This window comes from Bacteroidia bacterium (assembly GCA_039924845.1).
Taxonomy (GTDB): Bacteria; Bacteroidota; Bacteroidia; order DATLTG01; family DATLTG01; genus DATLTG01.
This window is the reverse complement of the sequence record JBDTAC010000054.1, coordinates 54,332-73,715: the sequence shown is the minus strand read 5'-3', so window position 1 is coordinate 73,715 and position 19,384 is coordinate 54,332. Positions and strand designations below refer to the sequence as shown.

14 protein-coding genes are annotated in these 19,384 nt (G+C 35.1%); 9 read left to right on the top strand and 5 right to left on the bottom strand.

Annotated elements, in window-relative coordinates:
• Nucleotides 1-93: 93 nt before the first annotated feature.
• Nucleotides 94-567 carry a 23S rRNA (pseudouridine(1915)-N(3))-methyltransferase RlmH gene (gene rlmH, locus ABIZ51_05895; GenBank protein ID MEO7088308.1) on the bottom strand — a complete coding sequence of 158 codons (474 nt, stop codon included), beginning with the start codon at nt 565-567 and terminating at the stop codon, nt 94-96.
• 116 nt (nt 568-683) lie between these two features.
• On the opposite strand from rlmH, the gene ABIZ51_05890 reads away from it, so the two are divergent.
• The 7 genes from ABIZ51_05890 (at nt 684) to ABIZ51_05860 (ending at nt 10,329) form a co-directional block, all read left to right on the top strand.
• Nucleotides 684-1,073: a DUF4783 domain-containing protein gene (locus ABIZ51_05890; GenBank protein MEO7088307.1), complete on the top strand. Its 390-nt coding sequence runs from the start codon at nt 684-686 to the stop codon at nt 1,071-1,073.
• A complete protein-coding gene (gene nadC / locus ABIZ51_05885; GenBank protein ID MEO7088306.1) occupies nt 1,060-1,926 on the top strand; it encodes a carboxylating nicotinate-nucleotide diphosphorylase in 867 nt (288 codons plus the stop codon). The genes ABIZ51_05890 and nadC overlap by 14 nt, the downstream gene beginning before the upstream one ends.
• 1 nt (nt 1,927) lies before the next feature.
• A complete protein-coding gene (locus tag ABIZ51_05880; protein MEO7088305.1) occupies nt 1,928-2,854 on the top strand; it encodes a YihY/virulence factor BrkB family protein in 927 nt (308 codons plus the stop codon).
• A gap of 128 nt (nt 2,855-2,982) precedes the next feature.
• On the top strand, nt 2,983-6,186 hold the full coding sequence (locus ABIZ51_05875; protein MEO7088304.1) for a M1 family metallopeptidase: 3,204 nt from the start codon (nt 2,983-2,985) through the stop codon (nt 6,184-6,186).
• Nucleotides 6,187-7,041: 855 nt separating this feature from the next.
• A complete protein-coding gene (locus ABIZ51_05870) occupies nt 7,042-7,833 on the top strand; it encodes a T9SS type A sorting domain-containing protein (GenBank protein ID MEO7088303.1) in 792 nt (263 codons plus the stop codon).
• A 174-nt stretch (nt 7,834-8,007) separates the two neighbouring features.
• On the top strand, nt 8,008-10,053 hold the full coding sequence (locus tag ABIZ51_05865; GenBank protein ID MEO7088302.1) for a M13 family metallopeptidase: 2,046 nt from the start codon (nt 8,008-8,010) through the stop codon (nt 10,051-10,053).
• 78 nt (nt 10,054-10,131) lie between these two features.
• Complete coding sequence (locus tag ABIZ51_05860) at nt 10,132-10,329, top strand: hypothetical protein (GenBank protein ID MEO7088301.1); 198 nt, start codon at nt 10,132-10,134, stop codon at nt 10,327-10,329.
• Nucleotides 10,330-10,336: 7 nt separating this feature from the next.
• Here the strand turns inward: ABIZ51_05860 and ABIZ51_05855 are convergent, their stop codons facing one another.
• Complete coding sequence (locus ABIZ51_05855) at nt 10,337-10,588, bottom strand: hypothetical protein (GenBank protein MEO7088300.1); 252 nt, start codon at nt 10,586-10,588, stop codon at nt 10,337-10,339.
• Nucleotides 10,589-10,635: 47 nt separating this feature from the next.
• Here ABIZ51_05855 and ABIZ51_05850 point away from each other — a divergent pair, with 47 nt between their 5' ends.
• Together ABIZ51_05850 and ABIZ51_05845 are read left to right on the top strand one after the other, a co-directional pair.
• The gene (locus tag ABIZ51_05850; GenBank protein MEO7088299.1) at nt 10,636-13,479 is read left to right on the top strand and encodes a PD-(D/E)XK nuclease family protein; all 2,844 of its coding nucleotides are present in this window, start codon (nt 10,636-10,638) and stop codon (nt 13,477-13,479) included.
• Between the two features lie 45 nt (nt 13,480-13,524).
• Nucleotides 13,525-14,217, top strand: coding sequence for an OmpA family protein (locus tag ABIZ51_05845; protein ID MEO7088298.1), 693 nt, complete (start codon nt 13,525-13,527; stop codon nt 14,215-14,217).
• A gap of 7 nt (nt 14,218-14,224) precedes the next feature.
• Here the strand turns inward: ABIZ51_05845 and ABIZ51_05840 are convergent, their stop codons facing one another.
• The 3 genes from ABIZ51_05840 to ABIZ51_05830 are packed head-to-tail and all read right to left on the bottom strand — an operon-like array spanning nt 14,225 to nt 19,368.
• Nucleotides 14,225-14,929, bottom strand: coding sequence for a response regulator transcription factor (locus ABIZ51_05840; GenBank protein ID MEO7088297.1), 705 nt, complete (start codon nt 14,927-14,929; stop codon nt 14,225-14,227).
• Between the two features lie 30 nt (nt 14,930-14,959).
• A complete protein-coding gene (locus ABIZ51_05835; protein ID MEO7088296.1) occupies nt 14,960-16,234 on the bottom strand; it encodes a TolC family protein in 1,275 nt (424 codons plus the stop codon).
• A gap of 44 nt (nt 16,235-16,278) precedes the next feature.
• Entirely contained in the window at nt 16,279-19,368 is a 3,090-nt protein-coding gene (locus ABIZ51_05830) for an efflux RND transporter permease subunit (protein ID MEO7088295.1), read from the bottom strand.
• Nucleotides 19,369-19,384 lie beyond the last annotated feature (16 nt).

The window sequence follows — 19,384 nt, the reverse complement described above, 5'->3', positions numbered from 1 at the left end:
AAAAATAAAAAATACAGATATCGCAAATAGTAGATACTGCGTGAATTCAAGATTCTCGATGTATGCCGTATTTTTTATCTCATTCATAAAAAATCAAATATGATGATAAGGTTCTTTTTTAAGAATGGTCATGGCTCTGTATAGTTGTTCTGCAAAAATCAATCGCACCATTTGATGCGAAAAAGTCATACGTGATAAAGCAATTTTGTCACTCGCCTTTGCATACACTTCATCCGAAAATCCGTAAGGTCCACCAATAGCAAATACCACATTCTTAAATCCTTTATTCATGGTTTGTTGAAGGTAAGTGGAAAATTCGACTGAGCTAAACGATTTCCCTTTTTCGTCTAAAAGTATTAATAAATCAGTCGGTTTGAGTTCTTTGAGCAATAAATTCCCTTCTGCTTTTTTTTGTTCTGTTAAACTAACATTTTTTGTATTTTTTAATTCAGGTAAAATTTTAAAATCAAAATTCAAATAGTGTTTCAAACGGTTTTCATACAATTGAAATCCTGTTTTGATATATTCGTCGGTTGTTTTTCCGATAGCGATAAATGTAATTTTCATTCGAGTAGTTAAAAAATAAAAATCTTACTTTTGCAAAATGAATACAAGAACAAAGGTATTTTATTTTTGAATTTTTGGCTTGATTATTGCTTATAAATATCAAAAAATATGAAAAAATGAAAAAAATAATTTTAGCGATGTTTCTGCTCTTTGTATCAGGAATTGGCGCTTATGCAGATACCGCAGATGAAGTAAATGCAGCAGTAAAAGAAGGAAATGCTCAGAAAATTTCTGCCTTTTTTAATAGCAGTGTAGATTTGAAAATATTAGAACAAGAAGGAGTTTACAGCAAATCGCAGGCAGAATTAATTATTAAAGATTTTTTCGCGAAACACAGCGTTAAATCATTTGTAGTAGTGCACAAAAGTAGCGTGAAAGTAGATTCGCAATACATTATTGGCACACTTATCACATCGCACGGCAAATACAGAACCTATTTTTTATTGAATAAAGTAAACAACAAATTTTACATTCAACAATTCCACATCGATCTTGAGGACAACTAAGCATTTGCCCATTTCCGAAAAAAAATTAATTTCTTTTATAAAAAATGCCTTGCGAGAAGATATTGGCGATGGAGACCATTCTTCTTTAGCGAGTATTCCGCTTTCTGCTAAAGGGAAAGCACATCTTCTAATTAAAGAAAACGGAATTTTAGCTGGAGTAGCGCTCGCAAAAATAATTTTTCAAACAGCGGATAAAAACTTTTTTTTTAAAGAACACATTTCGGATGGAACTGCTGTTAGGAAAGGCGATATTGCTTTTATTGTGGAAGGAAGCGTCCATTCTATATTAAAAACAGAACGATTGGTACTTAATTGTATGCAACGTATGAGCGGTATTGCGACAGCAACACATCAATTAAAAATAAAATGCAAAGGAACAAAATCAACCATTATTGATACAAGAAAAACAAGTCCGGGCTTACGTTTTATGGAAAAATGGGCGGTTGTAATTGGTGGCGGAGATAATCATCGGATGGGTTTATACGATATGATTATGCTCAAAGACAATCATCTGGATTATGCCGGAGGTATTGAAAAAGCGATAAAGGCAACGCATTTATATCTGAAAAAAAACAAGAAGAAATTAAAAATTGAAGTAGAGGCGCGCGATTTAAAAGAGGTTAAAAAAATAATTTCCGCAGGAGGAATTGACCGAATCATGTTGGATAATTTTTCCATTGTTGATTTAAAAAAAGCTGTAAAATTAATTAATGGGAAATTTGAAACCGAAGCTTCAGGCGGAATTACAGAAAAAAACATTCGCAGCTATGCGCTTTGTGGTGTTGATTTTATTTCGGTAGGCGCACTAACACACAGTGTAAAAAGTCTTGACATGAGCCTCAAGGCGATTTAATATGCTAAAAAAAATTGAATTTTATTTACGCAAACACCCACTAAGCGAAGCGCTTATTTTTTATCTAAAAAAAGTTGTACTGCCCGGTTTTGAAGGAATCCCGTTGTACAAAGTATTACTTTTCTTTTTTAAAAGTATTCAAAAAGGATACATCACTACGCGCGCTTCTTCCATTGCGTTTAATTTTTTTTTAGCGATTTTTCCTTCTATCATTTTTATTTTCACGCTCATTCCTTACGTTCCCATTGCTCATTTTCAGGATAATTTAATTGACATTTTACAAGATATTCTTCCGACGGATGCTTTCAAAGCAACTCAGGCAACCATTACGGATATTGTCAAACATCATCACAGTGGATTGCTTTCGTTTGGCTTTTTTGCGACGCTTTATTTTTCTACCAACGGAGTAAATGCAATGATTACCGCTTTTAACACCAGCTATTTAATTACAGAAACACGTAGTTTTTTGATGCAGCGTTTGGTTGCATTGTTTCTTTTTATCGTTCAATCCATTATTATTTTTATTGCAATTGCATTGATTGTATTCACCGTTTTTCTACTCCATAAACTCCATTTTCAGCGTGCTTTGGCATTTTATCTTATCAAAATTGGGCAATGGATAATTGTTTTTATTTTGTTTTTTTTACTGATTTCGCTCACCTATTTTTTAGGTCCGGCGAACAATAAAAAATGGAGGTTTATTAGTGCTGGAGCTACTTTCGCTACTTTTTTATGTATTGTTACGAGTATCGGATTTACCTATTATGTGAATAATTTTGGGAAATACAATAAACTCTATGGCTCCATCGGGACGCTGATTGTGATTATGATGTGGATTTATTTTAATTCTATAAATATTTTGTTGGGATTTGAACTCAACGCCAGTATCAGCCATGCCAAACACGGAAATGCTAAAATGTCCAATTAGTAGCTTTTTTTGACATACTAAATTCTCGTTTGAAAAATTATTTTTTTGAAGCCTAATTCTTCCAATCTAAAATTCATTTCGCAGATTTGCTTATTTTCGCATAACATTAACCGTTAGCTAATTCTTCTATGAAAAAAATATTTTTACTATCGCTTTTTTTACTACTTCTTTTTTTACCGAAAATACATTCGCAAACAAATTTTTCTTTTCCGCCCAACACGTATCGAACGTCGGAAAATCCTTATTACTGGAAAAATAAAAAACCGTCTGCTGATTATTGGCAGCAATATGTGTATTATAAAATAAAAGCGACGTTGAATGATTCCACAGATATTGTGGATGGCTCGGAAGATTTAACGTATTGGAATAATTCGCCCGATACCTTGGCTTTCGTTTTTTTTCATTTGTATCAAGATGCTTTTCAGCCGAATTCCTATTATGCCAATCTATCTAAAAACAATGGTCAGAAGCTTTCTTTCGGTCGTTATGAAAAAGAAAAATTAGGATTGGTTGTTTCAAAAATTACGATAAACGGAATCGAATTAAAAACAGAAACAGACAATACGATTATGAAGGCATTGCTTTTAACGCCTTTAAAAACAGGCGGATCGGTTACTTTTCACATTGAATTTAAAACGTATTTCGATCACGGAACAATGCGTCGCCGAATGAAAAGTTTCAATGCTTTTGGTTACAAACAATACGATTTAGTGCATTGGTATCCGCGTATTGCGGTGTACGATCGTAAATTTGGTTGGCAAACAGATCAGCATCTCGGACACGAATTTTACGGTGATTTCGGAACGTTTGATGCAGAAATTTCTTTCCCGAATAATTATATTGTGGGTGCAACGGGAACATTGTTAAACGAAAAAGAAATGTATCCAGGCGATTTACGCGAAAAGTTGGATATCAAAAATTTTAAAGATAAACCGTGGGAATCTGCGCCATCTGAAATCATAAAACCGGATGGAACTTATAAAACGTGGAAATTTCATGCAGAAAATGTTTTTGATTTTGCGCTTGTTGCGGATCCAACTTTTCGTATTGGAGAAGTCGATTGGCACGGAATTAAATGCATCGCGTTAGCACAGGAACAACACGCTTCGGGCTGGCAAAATGCAGCTGAATTTACGGCAAAAGTAATTCAAACAAATTCGGAAAGTATTGGAATGTATGCGTATCCGAAAATGATTGTGGCGGATGCACGCGATGGCATGGAATATCCGATGCTTACGCTGGATGGTGGTTTTGATCCGAGTTATCGAAGTTTGTTGGCGCATGAAATCAGTCATAACTGGTTTTTTGCAATGGTTTCCAATAATGAAACTTACCGCGCGGCTTTAGACGAAGGCTTTACGCAGTTTATGACTTCCTGGGACTTAGAACACATTGATGGTTTACACGACATTCAAAATCCTGAAAAATCAGCGTATGTAAATCGTTATAGAGATTCTACATTGGTTCGAAATACCAATGTTTACAATGGGTATATGTTTAATAATATTTTCGGATTCCCAGTAACCCTCAATACGCATTCGGACGATTTTAACGGCGCAGTTGCTCACGGCGGCGGATACAGTCAGGTGTATTTTAAAACGGCTACGATGTTGTACAATTTGCAATATGTGCTTGGTGACAGTTTGTTTTTAAAAGCAATGCAGCATTATTTTAATCAATGGAAATTTTGTCATCCGTATTTAATGGATTTCAGAAATTCGGTTATTAATTACACGCACGTAGATTTGAATTGGTTTTTTGATGAATGGATGACGACTACTAAAACCATTGATTATGCGGTATCTTCCGTAAAAAAAGGGAAATCACCGAATCAATATATTATCACATTTAAACGAAAAGGCGAAATGCAAATGCCGATTGATTTTGATGTGATTAATAACAACGACAGCGTTTTTCATTTTTACATTCCGAATACTTGGTTCACTAAAAAAACAAAAGCTATAGTGTTGAAACATTGGATTGGCTGGGGAACCAAAATAGAACCAACGTATCAAGCAACGGTAACTATTCCGAATGGAATTGCAGATGTACAAATTGATCCTTCACATCGTTTAGCAGATGTTTACATGCTTGATAACAGTTATAAAAAGCCTGTTAAATCCGCCTTTGATTCGAAAATTTACAACACGCCCGATTGGACAAAATATACTTTTTTAGCGCGCCCCGATGCCTGGTACAATAATTACGATGGATTAAAAGCAGGCTTGCATTTACACGGAGATTACCTCAATTACTATCATGTTTTTGATGCTACTTTTTGGTTTAATACAGGTATGTTTCAAAGACAAGTTTCGGATTCCGGTATCAATAAATTTGATAAAATTTCATTTACACTTTCTTACAAAACAGCTACGGATAACTTTATGCCGCATTCGGATGTGTTTTTATCTGCGAAAGTATTGGATGGTTTAAATGCCGCTAAAATAGGTTTCGAGAAGAAAGATAATTCTTTAAAAAATCGCGTGTATGTTTATTTTAAAACAATGTATCGTCCAAGCGAATATTCGCTTAATTACCTCTTAGATCCGCAAGAATGGGAAGTGCAGAAATTCAATAATACCCTTAATTTCGGAATCGAACACACCTACAATACGCACGGATACAGCGGAACTATCATTGCCGAGTTAAAAGCGAGCGCGCTCACCAACGATTACAATTACAGCAATTTGAACATCACCAACATCAATAAAAAAAACATTTGGAAACTTAAATTGCTTACGCGTTTGATTGCACAATACGGCATGGGCACCAATACGCCCGATGAATCCGCTTTGTATTTAGCAGGCGCCAATCCAGAAGAAATGATGGACGATAAATTTACGCGTTCTGCGGGAGCTTTTTCTCAGAGTATGGCAGGTTTCGGTTCTTCAATGGGTCCGTTCCAAGCTGGTGGCGGACTTAATTTACGCGGTTATGCGGATTATTTAGCGCCCGAAATGGATAAAAATGGCAACATTGTTTATACCTATAAAGGCACTTCTGGTGCGGCTGTAAATGCGGAATTAGAGTTTAATAATGTGGTAAAATTCAATCCCCGTTTTCTAAAAAACTATTTTCACTTGGCAACTTATTTGTTCGGAGATGCCGGATTTATCAACGATAATGAAATTCAAAACACTCTTGCATTTGGCAATTTACGTGCAGATGCAGGTGTAGGGACAGCACTTACCATACAACGTTGGGGACCCTTACAAACAGTTTATCCTTTGACAATACGTTTTGATATGCCTTTGTTTTTGAATCATCCACCGGCAACTGATCAAGGCTTTTTTCAATTTAGATGGATCATTGCAGTAGAAAGAGCGTTTTAACTTAATGCAGAATTGAAAATTTAGAATGGAGAATTGATTTGGAAATTTGAGAATGTGCAGATGTACCAATAAGAAAATGCAAGCGCAAATGTGATTCTGAACTTGATTCAGAATCCGCGCGTTGGAAAACGATTCGAATATTTTTTCAGAAAGAAATTACTTCTTCAACTACCACGGACGACACTTCGGGTACGGAAACGGATACTCAAACTGTCAATAAATGAGTTGTGAGTGTCCTACTCATAGCTTAGACTGCCTCAGTCACAATTCATACTGCCTCACTCACAGTTCTTAGTGTCTACCTCACAGCTCTTAGTGTCATGCTAACAGTTCTTAGTGCCTCACTCACAGTTCTTAGTGTCATACTAAGAGTTCTTAGTGTCCTACTCACAGCTCTTAGTGCCTTACTTATAGTTCTTAGTGCCTCACTCACAGTTCTTAGTGTCATGCTAACAGCTCTATAATAGGTAAGTTCTCTTTAAAATGATTAAAATTGAAAAGAAAGAATTGAACAGGCAGAAAATCGCTATCCACTACTTGATACAGCAAATGCAAGAGCAACTTTTTCCTTCTTCTTTGGAAAGAAATCAGCTAAGGTTTAAAATGAACATCATAAAAATCATATCTTTGGTACTCATTTACCACTTATGAGAAAAATAATTTTTCTTTCTTTTTACTTTTGTGTGTTTTCCTTTTCAGTGAAAACAAAAGCGCAAAATTTAGTGCCTAATTATTCTTTTGAAAACCAACTTCAATGTCCATCAACTTCAGACCAATTTTTTGGCTACACCAAATATTGGACTGGAGGAGGGGGGGGGACCCAGTTACTTTACTCAATGCACGGGTAATGCCATTGTGAGTGTTCCTTCAAATGGATATGGGTACCAATATGCTCATACAGGAGTGTCTTATGCCGGTATTTACACCTATCTTATAACTTATCCTGAGAATAGAGATTATATACAGGATAGTTTGATAGGTCCACTGATAGGTGGAATAAGATATTATGTTACGTTTTATGTCAGTTTGGCGGATAACGAAAAATATGCTTGCAATAATATAGGCGCTTATTTTTCAAGTATTAATACAGTTTTCACCAGCGATACTGTCATCAACTATAGCCCACAAATAAGCAATGATACGGCACATAATCCACTAACAGATAAAGTAAATTGGATGAAAGTTAACGGCAGTTTTGTGGCAGTAGGAGGAGAACAATATATTGTGATTGGCAATTTTGTGGATGATGCACATGTAGATACCGTTTTTGTTAATTCTTCAGCTTCATCATCAAATAATTGGACAAACGCCTATTACTACATAGATGATGTGATTGTGAGTACAGATAGCATTTATGCGGATAGTTTATTTACAGGAGTAAATGAAATAAAGCCTGTTAAGGTGAGTGTTAAAGTATATCCAAACCCAGCAACTAATTTATTGAATGTAGCTGTAGATATGCAACAACTGAAATCAGGAAGTATTTGTTTATATAATACCACCGGGCAAGCAGTGGAATGTGAGGAATTATCAGGTAATATTACTACTCTTTCCACTAACAATTTAACTTCGGGATTGTATTATTACAGGATAACAGATGGCGAAGGCAATTTAGTAAAAGCAGATAAAATTATAATCCTTCACTGATAAGGAACGCTTCCTTTATTATCAATACACCTGCTTGTAAGCACACCCATTATTGAGGAGGAAAGAGCGGTTTGAAAAATTAATTTTCGGAATCTCTTTTTCATTCATTTTTAATAGAATGTATTTGGTACTATTTTTTGACTAAATTGCATCCTGAAAAAACAAAAAAACTCCATGAACAAAACAAATTCTTTCCTGATGCTCGCTGCCATCATAGGTTTGGCAGCTTGTAACAATGCTTCTAAAACCACAGATTCATCCGATCAATACAAAGATGAAATTGTGAAAGCTAACTTCGACACGACGATTAGTCCCAAAAACGATTTCTATGATTATGTGAATGGTAATTGGCTAAAAAACAATCCCATTCCTGCCGCAGAAGTTTCTTGGGGCAGTTTTAACGAAGTGGAAAATCGTAACCAAAAAGAGCTTCATCAAATATTAGACAGCCTTTCTGCTGATAAAAATACCAAACCGGGAAGTGATGCACAAAAACTGGGTGATTATTATGCCAGCGGAATGGATTCTGTTAAATTAAATAAAGACGGCATGTCTCCTTTGAAAGAGGAGTTTGCAATGATTGATAACATCAAAAACACCAAAGATTTAATTACAGTAGTTGCGCAAGAACAAGTGAATGGCGTAAATACCATGTTTAATTTTGGTGTTGGTCAAGATCCAAAAGCAAGCAATCAAATGATTACTCAGTTGTATCAAGGCGGATTAGGTTTGCCAGACAGAGACTATTATTTGAATCCTGCTGCTGCTGGTTTGGTAAAAGAATATGCTGCTTACTTAGAAAAAATGTTTGGCTTAATGGGCGATACACCAGAAGCTTGCAAAAATGAAGCTGCAACTGTTATTAAAATAGAAACACAACTTGCAAAAGCATCTATGACACGTGTAGAAATGCGTGATGTAGAAGCTCAATACAATAAAAAGACATTGCAACAATTAATTGCTTTCACACCTAATATTGATTGGAACGCATACTTATCTGCTGTTGATATAAAAAATGCAGACAATGTAATTGTTGCCCAAGTAAATTTTTATTCCGAACTGAATAACATGTTTAAATCTGTTCCTGTAAACGACTGGAAAGCTTATTTGCGCTTCGATTTATTACACAGTGAAGCACGTTATTTGAGCGATAGCATTGAAGCCGTAAACTTCGCTTTTTATGGTAAAGTTTTATACGGAGTTAAAACAATGCAACCCAGATGGAAACGCGTGTTAGGTTCTACTGATGGCGCTTTGGGCGATGCATTAGGTAAATTGTATGTAGAAAAATATTTTACTGCAGATGCTAAAAAGCGTGTCAACGAAATGGTGGACAATTTAATTGCAACCTACAAAGAGCGTATCAATTCTCGCGATTGGATGAGTGATGTAACGAAAAAGAAAGCCATTGCAAAATTAGATGTTATCATGCGTAAATTAGGTTATCCTGATAAATGGAAAGATTATTCATCGCTCAATATTACCAAAGATTCCTATGTTGAAAACGACATGAGAGCCAATGTGTATGCGTTTAAACGCGATGCCAATAAATTAGGCAAACCAGTTGATCGCACCGAATGGGGTATGACACCTCCAACCATCAATGCCTATTACGATCCTTCGATGAACGAAATTGTTTTTCCTGCCGGAATTATGCAACCACCATTCTTCGATCCTAATCGCGATGACGCAATGAATTATGGAGCTATGGGAGCTATCATCGGACACGAAATTACACATGGTTTTGATGACCAAGGTTGCCAATATGATCCGCAAGGAAATTTGAACAACTGGTGGACAAAAGAGGACAGTATTAAATTTAAAAAGAAAACAAATATTTTAGTAAAACAATTTGACAATGATATTGCAATTGACAGCATGCATGTTAATGGCGCACTCACTTTGGGTGAAAACATTGCCGATTTAGGTGGATTAACAATTTCGTATCATGCGTTCCAAAAGGCATTGCAAGAACATCCGGAAGGAACAATAGATGGTTTTACACCCGATCAACGTTTCTTTATTTCATGGGCACAAGGCTGGAGAAACAATATTCGTCCAGAAGCTTTGAAACAACAAATTAAAACCAATCCACACTCGCCAAGTAAATTTAGAGTGAATGGTCCATTATCAAATATGCCGGAATTTTACAAAGCATTTGATATAAAACCAGGCGATGCACTTTATCGCACAGATGCAGACAGAGCAGAAATCTGGTAGAAAAAATATTTTTTCGAACCTCCAAAACTCCTCCCTAAAAAGAGGAGTTTTTTTATTTAACAACAGTCTAAAAATAACTTGCTGAAAATAATTAATACCTTTGAGCCGATGGAAGAAAACGAAATTAAACCAATTCAACAAATTGAAGGAACAGATAAAAAACAATATCAAGGTTGTTTCTTCAAAACGGCTATAACAGGTTGTTTTTCCTTAGTAATTTTACTTTTCTTGTGGGGATTTTTTGTAGTGTTGGGATTTATTTTTTTCAAAAGATAAAGCAACATCAGCCACATTTACTTTTAGCCAAAAGATATTCTGCTTCCGAAATTTCTATCCAATTTTTTTCGTAATCAAAAGTCATGTCGAAAATAAAATTTCGATCAGGTAAAATTTTTGCTTGAAATTGATGGACTGTACAGCGGCTTCCCATCCATTGTATTTCCTCAAAATAATCTGCCGAATGGATTTTGAAAAATGTTTTTCCGTGTAAATATTTTCGGTATTGAGGATATGTAATCTCGCGTTTTGCTTCCATAAGTATTACAAATAAACGCTAAATTTATCAAAAATATTTTTTTCGGAATGGAAAGTTTTTTACAAAAATTAGCGCAACATTTACACGAGCAATATGCAGAAAAGCTAAATGAATTATACATTGTTTTTCCGAATAAAAGAGCTGGATTATTTTTCAAAAATGAATTGGCAAAAATCCTCCAAAAAACTGCTTGGTTACCCGAAATTAGTTCTTCAGAAGATCTTATTTTAGAGCTTTCATCGCTTCAAATCATTGATACAACCGAATTGCTTTCTGAATTATACCTCATCCACAAAACACTCAAAAAAAAGAATTTTGAATCCTTTGAAAATTACAGTAAATGGGCAGGAATTTTACTTCAAGACTTTAGTGAAATTGATACGTATTTAGCGGATACACAAAAACTTTTTCAAAATTTATCCGATGTAAAAGAAATTGAAAACTGGAGTTTTGGTGCTGATTCGCTAACGGAAATGCAAAAAAAATACAGTTTTTTCTGGGAGGATTTTGGGAAGTATTACGAAGCATTGAAACTAAATTTACTTCAACAAAATAAAGCGTACAAAGGCTTAGCATATCGAGTTGTTGCCGAAAATATTACGCAAAAAATAACAAGTAAAAACGCGCACAAATTTATTTTTGCAGGATTTAATGCCTTCAATGCTGCGGAAGAAAAAATTATAGAAACGCTTGTAAAATCAAATAAAGGAGAACTTTTTTGGGATGTCGACACCTATTATACCGACGATCCAATGCAAGAAGCTGGAAAATTTATTCGCGAATACAAAAAAAAGTTTGGCTACGAAACTCATCCTGAGAAATTTTTATTTTCAGAAAATCAATTGTCAGAAACAGCAAAAAAAATCACATTGCTCGGTGTTCCGAAAAATGTAGCACAGGCAAAGATTGCAGGAGGTATTCTCTCTGAAAAAAAAACATTCTCCGAACAAGATTTTGAAAAAACAGTATTGGTATTGGCAGACGAAAATTTAATTTTTCCGGTACTCAATTCCTTGCCTGAAAATGTGTGCGATGTGAATATTACGATGGGTTATCCACTTAAAAATACATCGTTTAATACTTTGTTCGAATTGATTTTTAAATTACATGATATCACTTTTAAGCGTGCTGAAAAATTTTATTTTAAGGATGTCTTAAATTTGCTAAGCCATCCGTATTTAAAGAGTTTTAGCGCTCGCAAAAAAAATATTGAGGCACATTATTCAATTATTGATTTAATCAAAAAAGAAAATTTTGTTTTTATATCTGTCGAAAAAATAAGTGCAGTATTAAACGACGATCAAAAAAAGTATTTTCAATCCTTACAACCTCTTTTTAAGGAATGGAAAAATGGTTCTGATGTTTTAAATTGTTTGAATTATTTAGTGGAATTAACAAGTGAAATTGTTGATGACAAAGAAAATAATGAACGCGTTAATTTGGAATCCGAGTTTTTATCTGCCTTCAAAAAAATAATTTTTCAAACACAAAATTTACGTGAGAAATATTCTTTCTTAAACGAACCAAAAACTTTACAAACTATATTTCGACAAACAGTGAACTCCACCCAATTACCATTTTACGGAGAACCGCTGAAAGGATTGCAAATAATGGGGATGCTGGAAACTCGAAACTTGGATTTCGAAACAATCATTTTACTTTCTGCAAACGAAAATATTTTGCCTTCCAAAAAATCAAGTAATTCTTTTATTCCTTTTGATTTGCGAAAAAGATTCGGATTGCCAACATACGCAGACCGAGACGCCGTTTACGCTTATCTTTTTTACCGACTTTTACAACGTGCTAAAACGGTTTATTTACTTTACAACACGGAAGCTGATACGTTTGGAAATGGCGAAAAAAGCAGGTTTATTACGCAATTGATGTATGAATTGGTCAAAAAAAGTAAAGCAATAGAAATTGAAGAACGAAAGTTAGACACTTCAAAAAATAATTTTTCAACCGAAGAAAAAATCGTTGTAGAAAAAACAGTCGATATACTTGAAAGGCTGGATAAAAAAGCAGAATCCGGATTTTCACCTTCGCTCCTGAATACTTACAAAAGATGTTCGCTGCAATTTTATTTTCAATTAATTGCAGGATTAAAAAAAGAGGAAGAAGTGTCCGAAACCATTGAAGCCGATACCTTAGGAACAGCTATCCACAAGGTTTTGCAAGTTTTATATACACCACATATCGGAAATAAAATTTCTGAATCCGAAATTAAAAACATGAAATTACAGGTTGAATCTGTTGTATTTAAAGCACTTTCCGAATATTATCATCCAACAGATTTGGCACAAGGAAAAAATTTCATCACCTTAAAAATGGCTGAAAAATATATTCGTGATTTTTTGAATAAAGAATTGGAGAATATCAAAAAACAAGAAAATGAAAATCAATTTTTATTTATTCAAGCGCTTGAAAAATCAATTGAAGCAACTCTTTTTCTGGAAAATAAAAAAATAAAAATAAAAGGAATTGCGGATCGAATTGATAGCGTCGGTGGATGTACGCGAATTATTGATTACAAAACGGGAAAGGCGGAAGACAAGGAATTGAGGATGGATAATTTGACTGAAATTGGCAATAATATAACGTTTGCAAAAAGTTTCCAATTATTGATGTATGCCTTGATGTATCAACATTCGAATCCAGAAGAAAATAAAAAAATTCAGTCTGCCGTAATTTCTTTTCGACAGCTAAGTGCTTGGTTGAAACCAGTAAGTGTAGCGCAAAATAAATTCATTGAAAAAAACACATTGGATGAATTCGAAATGGTTTTGAAAAATTTATTTTTAGAAATTTACAATCCCGAAATTCCGTTTAAACAAACAGAAGATTTAGAAATTTGTCAATACTGTGATTTCAAAACGATTTGTCATCGTTAAATTTCTTTTCCTAATTTTACATAGAATTAATTTAAAAAAACTACCATGAAAAAAATATTTTTTCTACTCGCTTTATTTTCAACATTTTTATCTTTTTCTTTATTCGCACAGGATTTAGAGCCCAACGGAGCAGAAGCTTTATTGACTGTAAAAGTGGTGAATCCGGCAAATAAATCCGAAGAAGGTGAATCTGTTTCTTTTGAATCTTTGAAAACAAAAAAAATATATTCTGGTGTAACTAAAGCAGACGGAACGTTCCAAATTCTGATTCCGAAAGGCGATCAATACAAAGTAAAATACAAAGCATTTTCGGACGACAAGGATTACAAAACCATTAATATACCAATGGTAGAAGGTATTTTAAAATTTAATTATACCATTAAAGTAGCCTTACCGAAAGTATATACTTTGAAAAATGTTTTTTTCGACACTGGAAAATCAACCTTAAAAAAAGAATCAAATAATGCGCTTGATCAATTGGCGGAATACATGAAATTGAAAAAAACATTGGTAATTGAAATTGCAGGATATACCGACAATGTGGGCAATACAACTGCCAATCAAAAATTATCGGAAGATCGTGCAAATGCAGTTCGTAATTATTTAATTGCGAAAGGTGTAGATGCTGCCAGACTTACGGCAAAAGGTTATGGAGACGCTGATTCGGTGGCGCCAAACGATACAGAGGAAGGTCGTCAACAAAATAGGAGAACGGAAGTTCACGTACTAAAAGAGTAGCGAAAAATTAATTTTCGTTTGTGAATTTATAACCAACACCTCTCACAGAATGAAAATAAATTGGATTTTTGGGATGCGGTTCAAAATATTTTCGGAAAGCTAAAATGTAATTATCAATGGTTCGAGTGGACGGATACACGTCGTATCCCCAAACGCGTTCTAAAATAATTTCGCGTGACACTACGTTGTTTTTATTTTCAATCAACAGTTTTAAAAGTTGTATTTCTCTTTTAGAAATTTGCTGTTTTTGTCCTTTAAAATCAAAGATTTCGTACGTCAAAAAATTAATTTTATTGTTTCCGAAAATGTAATTATTCATTTCATTTTCCACCAGAATTATTTTTGTAGAACGCCTCAACAAAGCTTGCACGCGTAGTAAAAATTCTTCTAAGTTAAAAGGTTTTGTGAGGTAATCGTCTGCTCCTATTTTTAATCCTTGGATTTTATCTTGACTGGAATTTTTAGCCGTTAAAAAAAGAATGGGAATGTTTTTATTTTCCAATCGGATAATTTGACATACTTCAAAACCATCCATTTCTGGGAGCATCACATCTAAAATAATTAAATCAAAACGAGCTGCTTTAAATTCTTGTATTGCCTGTTTTCCTGTACTTGCAAGTGTTACCGAATATCCTTCTATTTCTAAATTTAGCCGGATGGCTTTTTGCAAATGTGGCTCATCTTCTACTAACAATATGCGATGCGTTGCCATTTTGTATTGAAATTTTTGTAAAGATATTTTTTATTTCACCAGCATTCCATTTAATTCCATCAATTGCGTTTCGCTTATTTTTGCTTGATAACGCGCTGAAACCAAACTATTGCCGGCATTTTCAAAACTATCTTGAGCTTGTTTCAATTCCAACCCGGAAGAAATTCCTAATTTGAATCGCTCCAAAGCAACATTGATATTTTCTTGTGCTACACCATAATTATCTTCTTGCAATTGCAGCATTTCCAAATCGGCTGCGTGCTGCTTATAGGCTTGTAAAACAGAAGCACTGACCGTAGTTTCGGTATTTTTTAATTGCAAACTACTTTCGTAAGAACCGATCACAGCATTTCGATAATCTCTGCGAGCCGAGAAACCATTGAAGATGAGCCACGATGCTGTGAATCCTCCTGTTAAGCCCAAAGTTTGACTTTGTAATAAAAATCCGGCGGAACTGTTGGAACGCGCAAGATTATAATTTAAATCGAATCCCACTTGTGGATAGGCTTCCGAGCGTTTTTCTTTCACAACAGATTGCGAAATAAGCAAATTTGTTTGTGCTATTTTTAAATCGTAATTCTGTTTTTTGACATCTGTTGCAAGTTGATCGAGGGTTGGGTTATAGGTAATAACAATGCTATCGCTTACGTCGAAATCCATATCCACGGGTTGTTCGAGTAATTGGTTTAATGTTGTTTTCGCGTTATTCAAAGCTACATTGTCTTTGAGTAAATTGGCTTTTTCTACATTTCTATTCACTTCTGCTTGCAATAAATCTAATTTAGAACCAGAGCCAATTTCAAATTTTTCTTGTGCTATTTTTACTTGTTCATCGTACAGCGAAATAGCACTCGTAGCAACTTTAGTCAATTGTTTTTGTTGTACCACATTGTAGTACGTCGTAATAATATTCATCACGGTATTTTCGATGGTCGCCTTTGCATTCAATTCCCCCATATCATTTAATTGACGCAACTTTTCGCGTGTAGCAAACATTTTAAATCCATCAAAAAGGGTCCAATTTAAAGCAGCACTCGCATTAAAAGCGTTGGAAGCAACTCCTGTTTTATTCAAATCCAATCCGCTGGCATATTGCTGATTAATATTGCTATTGGTAAGGTTTTTAGAAGCATTTAAACTCACTTGTGGCAAGAACCCAGCATTTGCATAGCTGTTATTATTTTTTGAAATTTCCACATCACCTTTTGCAATGAGAATCGAAAAATTATTCTTCAAACCCGTCGCAATCGCGCTGTCAATGCTGAGTATTTGTTGCGCTTTTAGTTGTGCAGAAATTCCAATCATCAAAAAAGTGATTTGGAAAAATATTTTTTCAAGCCCTCTTTTTTTCATGCTTTTAACTTATTTTCAGATAGTGGGATTATTTCTTTTTTGTGTTCTTTCGAGAAAAAAGAATAGATGGCAGGAATCACCAACAAGGTAAGTAGGAGCGCAAATAACAATCCGCCAATAATTACAATTCCCATCGAAACTCTACTTTTAGATCCTGCGCCTAATGCTAAGGCAATCGGCAATGCACCCAACGCCATTGCTAAGGTAGTCATTAAGATAGGTCGTAATCGTCCGGTAGCTGCTTCAATTACAGCTTCCATTACAGACAAACCATGTTCCTTACGTTGATTGGCAAATTCCACAATTAAAATTCCGTTTTTAGTTACCAATCCCACGAGGACAATAATTCCGATTTCACTAAAAATATTGAGTGTTTGATTAAAATACCAAAGTGCGATTAATGCGCCAGCAATAGCAAGTGGAACGGTAACCATAATGATTAAAGGGTCAATAAAGCTTTCAAATTGTGCCGACAAAAGCAAATAAATTAACACAAGAGCCAATGCGAAAGCAAATGAAATACTGGAAGAACTTTCCGCATAATCGCGTGAAGCGCCATTTAAAGCCGTTGTAATATCCGGGCTCAATACTTTTTTAGCAATTTTGTCCATTTCTGCAATGCCATCTCCAATAGTTTTTCCGGGAGCTAATCCTGCGGAAACAGTAGCTGATTCATACCGATTGTAATGATATAATTGAGGAGGTGCACTTTCTTCTTTAACGGTTACTAAATTATCTAATTGAATGCTTACGCCTTGTGAATTATTGACGTAAAGCGATTTTAAATCGAGTGGTTTATCGCGGTATGCGCGATCCAATTGACCGATAATTTTATATTGTTTTCCATTAATAATAAAATAGCCGAACTGCTGCCCACTCAAAGCGGCTTGTATAGTTTGCGAAATATCCATAATAGAAACGCCCAAACTGCGAGCTTTATCTCGATTAACAGAAATATCTAATTCTGGTTTATTGAATTTTAAATCCACATCCACCATTCGAAACACAGGATCCGATTGTACCGCTTTTAGAAATGGAGGCAATTGTTCTCTTAGTTTTTCAAAATTAGGAGCTTGTAAAACATATTGTACAGGCATTCCGAATTTTGCACTGCCCACAGCAATAGTTTGCTCTTGAATCACAACCGACCTCGCATCGGGCATGTTTTTAAGCTGTTTGGAAAGATAATTAGCAATTTGATCTTGCGTCCGCGTACGATCTTCTGGGGCAACTAACATTAATCGAGCATAGCCCGTATTAACAGATCCTGAGCCTGTAAAACCAGGTGCTGTAACGGTTAGAAAAAATTTCTTTTCAGGAATAGAATCCATCACAAGTTCCGTTAGCTGTTTCATGTAATGATCCATGTATTCATACGAAGACCCTTCTGGAGCGGTGGAAATAATACGCAGTACACTTTTGTCATCTAAGGGAGCAAGTTCTGTTGGCAATTTTTTTCCGATAAAATAAATAGCACCAAAACAGAAAGCAATAATCACAAAGGCAAGCCAACGTTTTTTCATAAATTTTGTCAATGTTTGGTGATAAAAAGTATTCATCCAAACAAAAAACGGCTCTGTTTTTTCGTAAAAATTATTTCTTCTTTTAACTTTCCGAGTGAGAAGTACGTTGAGAACAGGCGTTAATGAAAGCGATACAAAGGCAGAGATTAATACAGCTCCTGCTACTACAATTCCAAATTCACGAAATAATCTTCCTGTAAACCCAGGAAGAAAAACAATCGGTAAAAATACTACGGCAAGCGTGAGTGAAGTAGAGATAACGGCAAAATAAATTTCTTCTGATCCTTTTTGTGCCGCTTCCATCGCAGGCATTCCTTCTTCAATTTTTTTGTAAATATTTTCGGTAACTACAATTCCATCATCTACCACTAAACCAGTTGCCAGCACCACTGCCAGTAAGGTAAGAATATTGATTGAAAAGCCTGCAACATCCATCACAAAAAAAACGCCTATCAAGGATACAGGAATATCAATTAGAGGGCGAAGCGCAATGATCCAATCTCTAAAAAACAATAAAATAATCAGGATTACTAATCCGAAAGAGATTAATAGTGTTTCTTCTACTTCGCTAATAGACTGTTTTATAAATTTTGTTTCATCCAGTGCCACATTGAAGGTATAATCCTTCGGCATGTCTTTTTTTATTTGTGCTAAACGTTTATAAAACGCATTGGCAATGTCCACATAATTGGCTCCCGGTTGCGGAACTACGCCCAATCCAATCATCGGAGTACCGGATGCCCTTAATATAGTTTCTTCATTCTCAGCACCCAATTGTGCATAACCAATGTCTTTTAGTCGTATTACATTTGTCGAATCCGTTTTGATAATTAAGTTGTTAAAATCTTCTTCCGTTACTAACAAACCCTTTGTTTGTACCGTCAATTCTGTTGTATTGCCTTCAATCTGTCCTGCAGGGAGTTGTACATTTTGAGCGGTAAGAGCATTTTGTACATTTAATGCAGTGACGCCACATGATGCCATTTTAGATGGATTCAAACGCAAACGCATGGCATATTTTTGCTCTCCCCAAACCTGTATCGTACTTACGCCAGGTATTGTTTGTAATTGTTGTTCAATTACATTTTCTGAGAAATCGCATACCTGTAATTGATTTTTTGTGCTGCTCTGTACTGTCAGGGCTAAAATGGCTTGCGAATTGGCATCTGATTTGGTAACCACCGGTGGCGCATCAATGTTAGTCGGTAATTGTTTGAGCGCTTGCGATACTTTATCTCGCACATCATTGGCGGCAGTTTCTAAATCTGCATCCAAATTAAATTCTACCGTAATGGAACTGGAACCCTGATTGCTGGAGGATGAAATAGTACGAATCCCCTCAATTCCATTGATGGATTCCTCCAAGGGTTCTGTAATTTGGGATTCAATGACATCGGCATTAGCACCTGTATAGCTGGTACGGACGGTGATGATAGGCGGATCAATGGCTGGATAATCTCGGATACCAAGCGATTTAAAACCAATAGCACCAAAAAGTACAATTGTAATAGACATTACAAATGCTAATACTGGACGTTTTAAACTTATGGAGGCAAGACTCATATTGTTTTTTAGCTTT

Bases quoted from the DNA above. Each gene is read 5' to 3' on its own strand.
- rlmH (MEO7088308.1), bottom strand. From the start codon at position 567: ATGAAAATTACATTTATCGCTATCGGAAAAACAACCGACGAATATATC.
- ABIZ51_05890 (MEO7088307.1), top strand. From the start codon at position 684: ATGAAAAAAATAATTTTAGCGATGTTTCTGCTCTTTGTATCAGGAATT.
- ABIZ51_05880 (MEO7088305.1), top strand. From the start codon at position 1,928: ATGCTAAAAAAAATTGAATTTTATTTACGCAAACACCCACTAAGCGAA.
- ABIZ51_05875 (MEO7088304.1), top strand. From the start codon at position 2,983: ATGAAAAAAATATTTTTACTATCGCTTTTTTTACTACTTCTTTTTTTA.
- ABIZ51_05865 (MEO7088302.1), top strand. From the start codon at position 8,008: ATGAACAAAACAAATTCTTTCCTGATGCTCGCTGCCATCATAGGTTTG.
- ABIZ51_05855 (MEO7088300.1), bottom strand. From the start codon at position 10,588: ATGGAAGCAAAACGCGAGATTACATATCCTCAATACCGAAAATATTTA.
- ABIZ51_05850 (MEO7088299.1), top strand. From the start codon at position 10,636: ATGGAAAGTTTTTTACAAAAATTAGCGCAACATTTACACGAGCAATAT.
- ABIZ51_05845 (MEO7088298.1), top strand. From the start codon at position 13,525: ATGAAAAAAATATTTTTTCTACTCGCTTTATTTTCAACATTTTTATCT.
- ABIZ51_05840 (MEO7088297.1), bottom strand. From the start codon at position 14,929: ATGGCAACGCATCGCATATTGTTAGTAGAAGATGAGCCACATTTGCAA.
- ABIZ51_05835 (MEO7088296.1), bottom strand. From the start codon at position 16,234: ATGATTGGAATTTCTGCACAACTAAAAGCGCAACAAATACTCAGCATT.
- ABIZ51_05830 (MEO7088295.1), bottom strand. From the start codon at position 19,368: ATGAGTCTTGCCTCCATAAGTTTAAAACGTCCAGTATTAGCATTTGTA.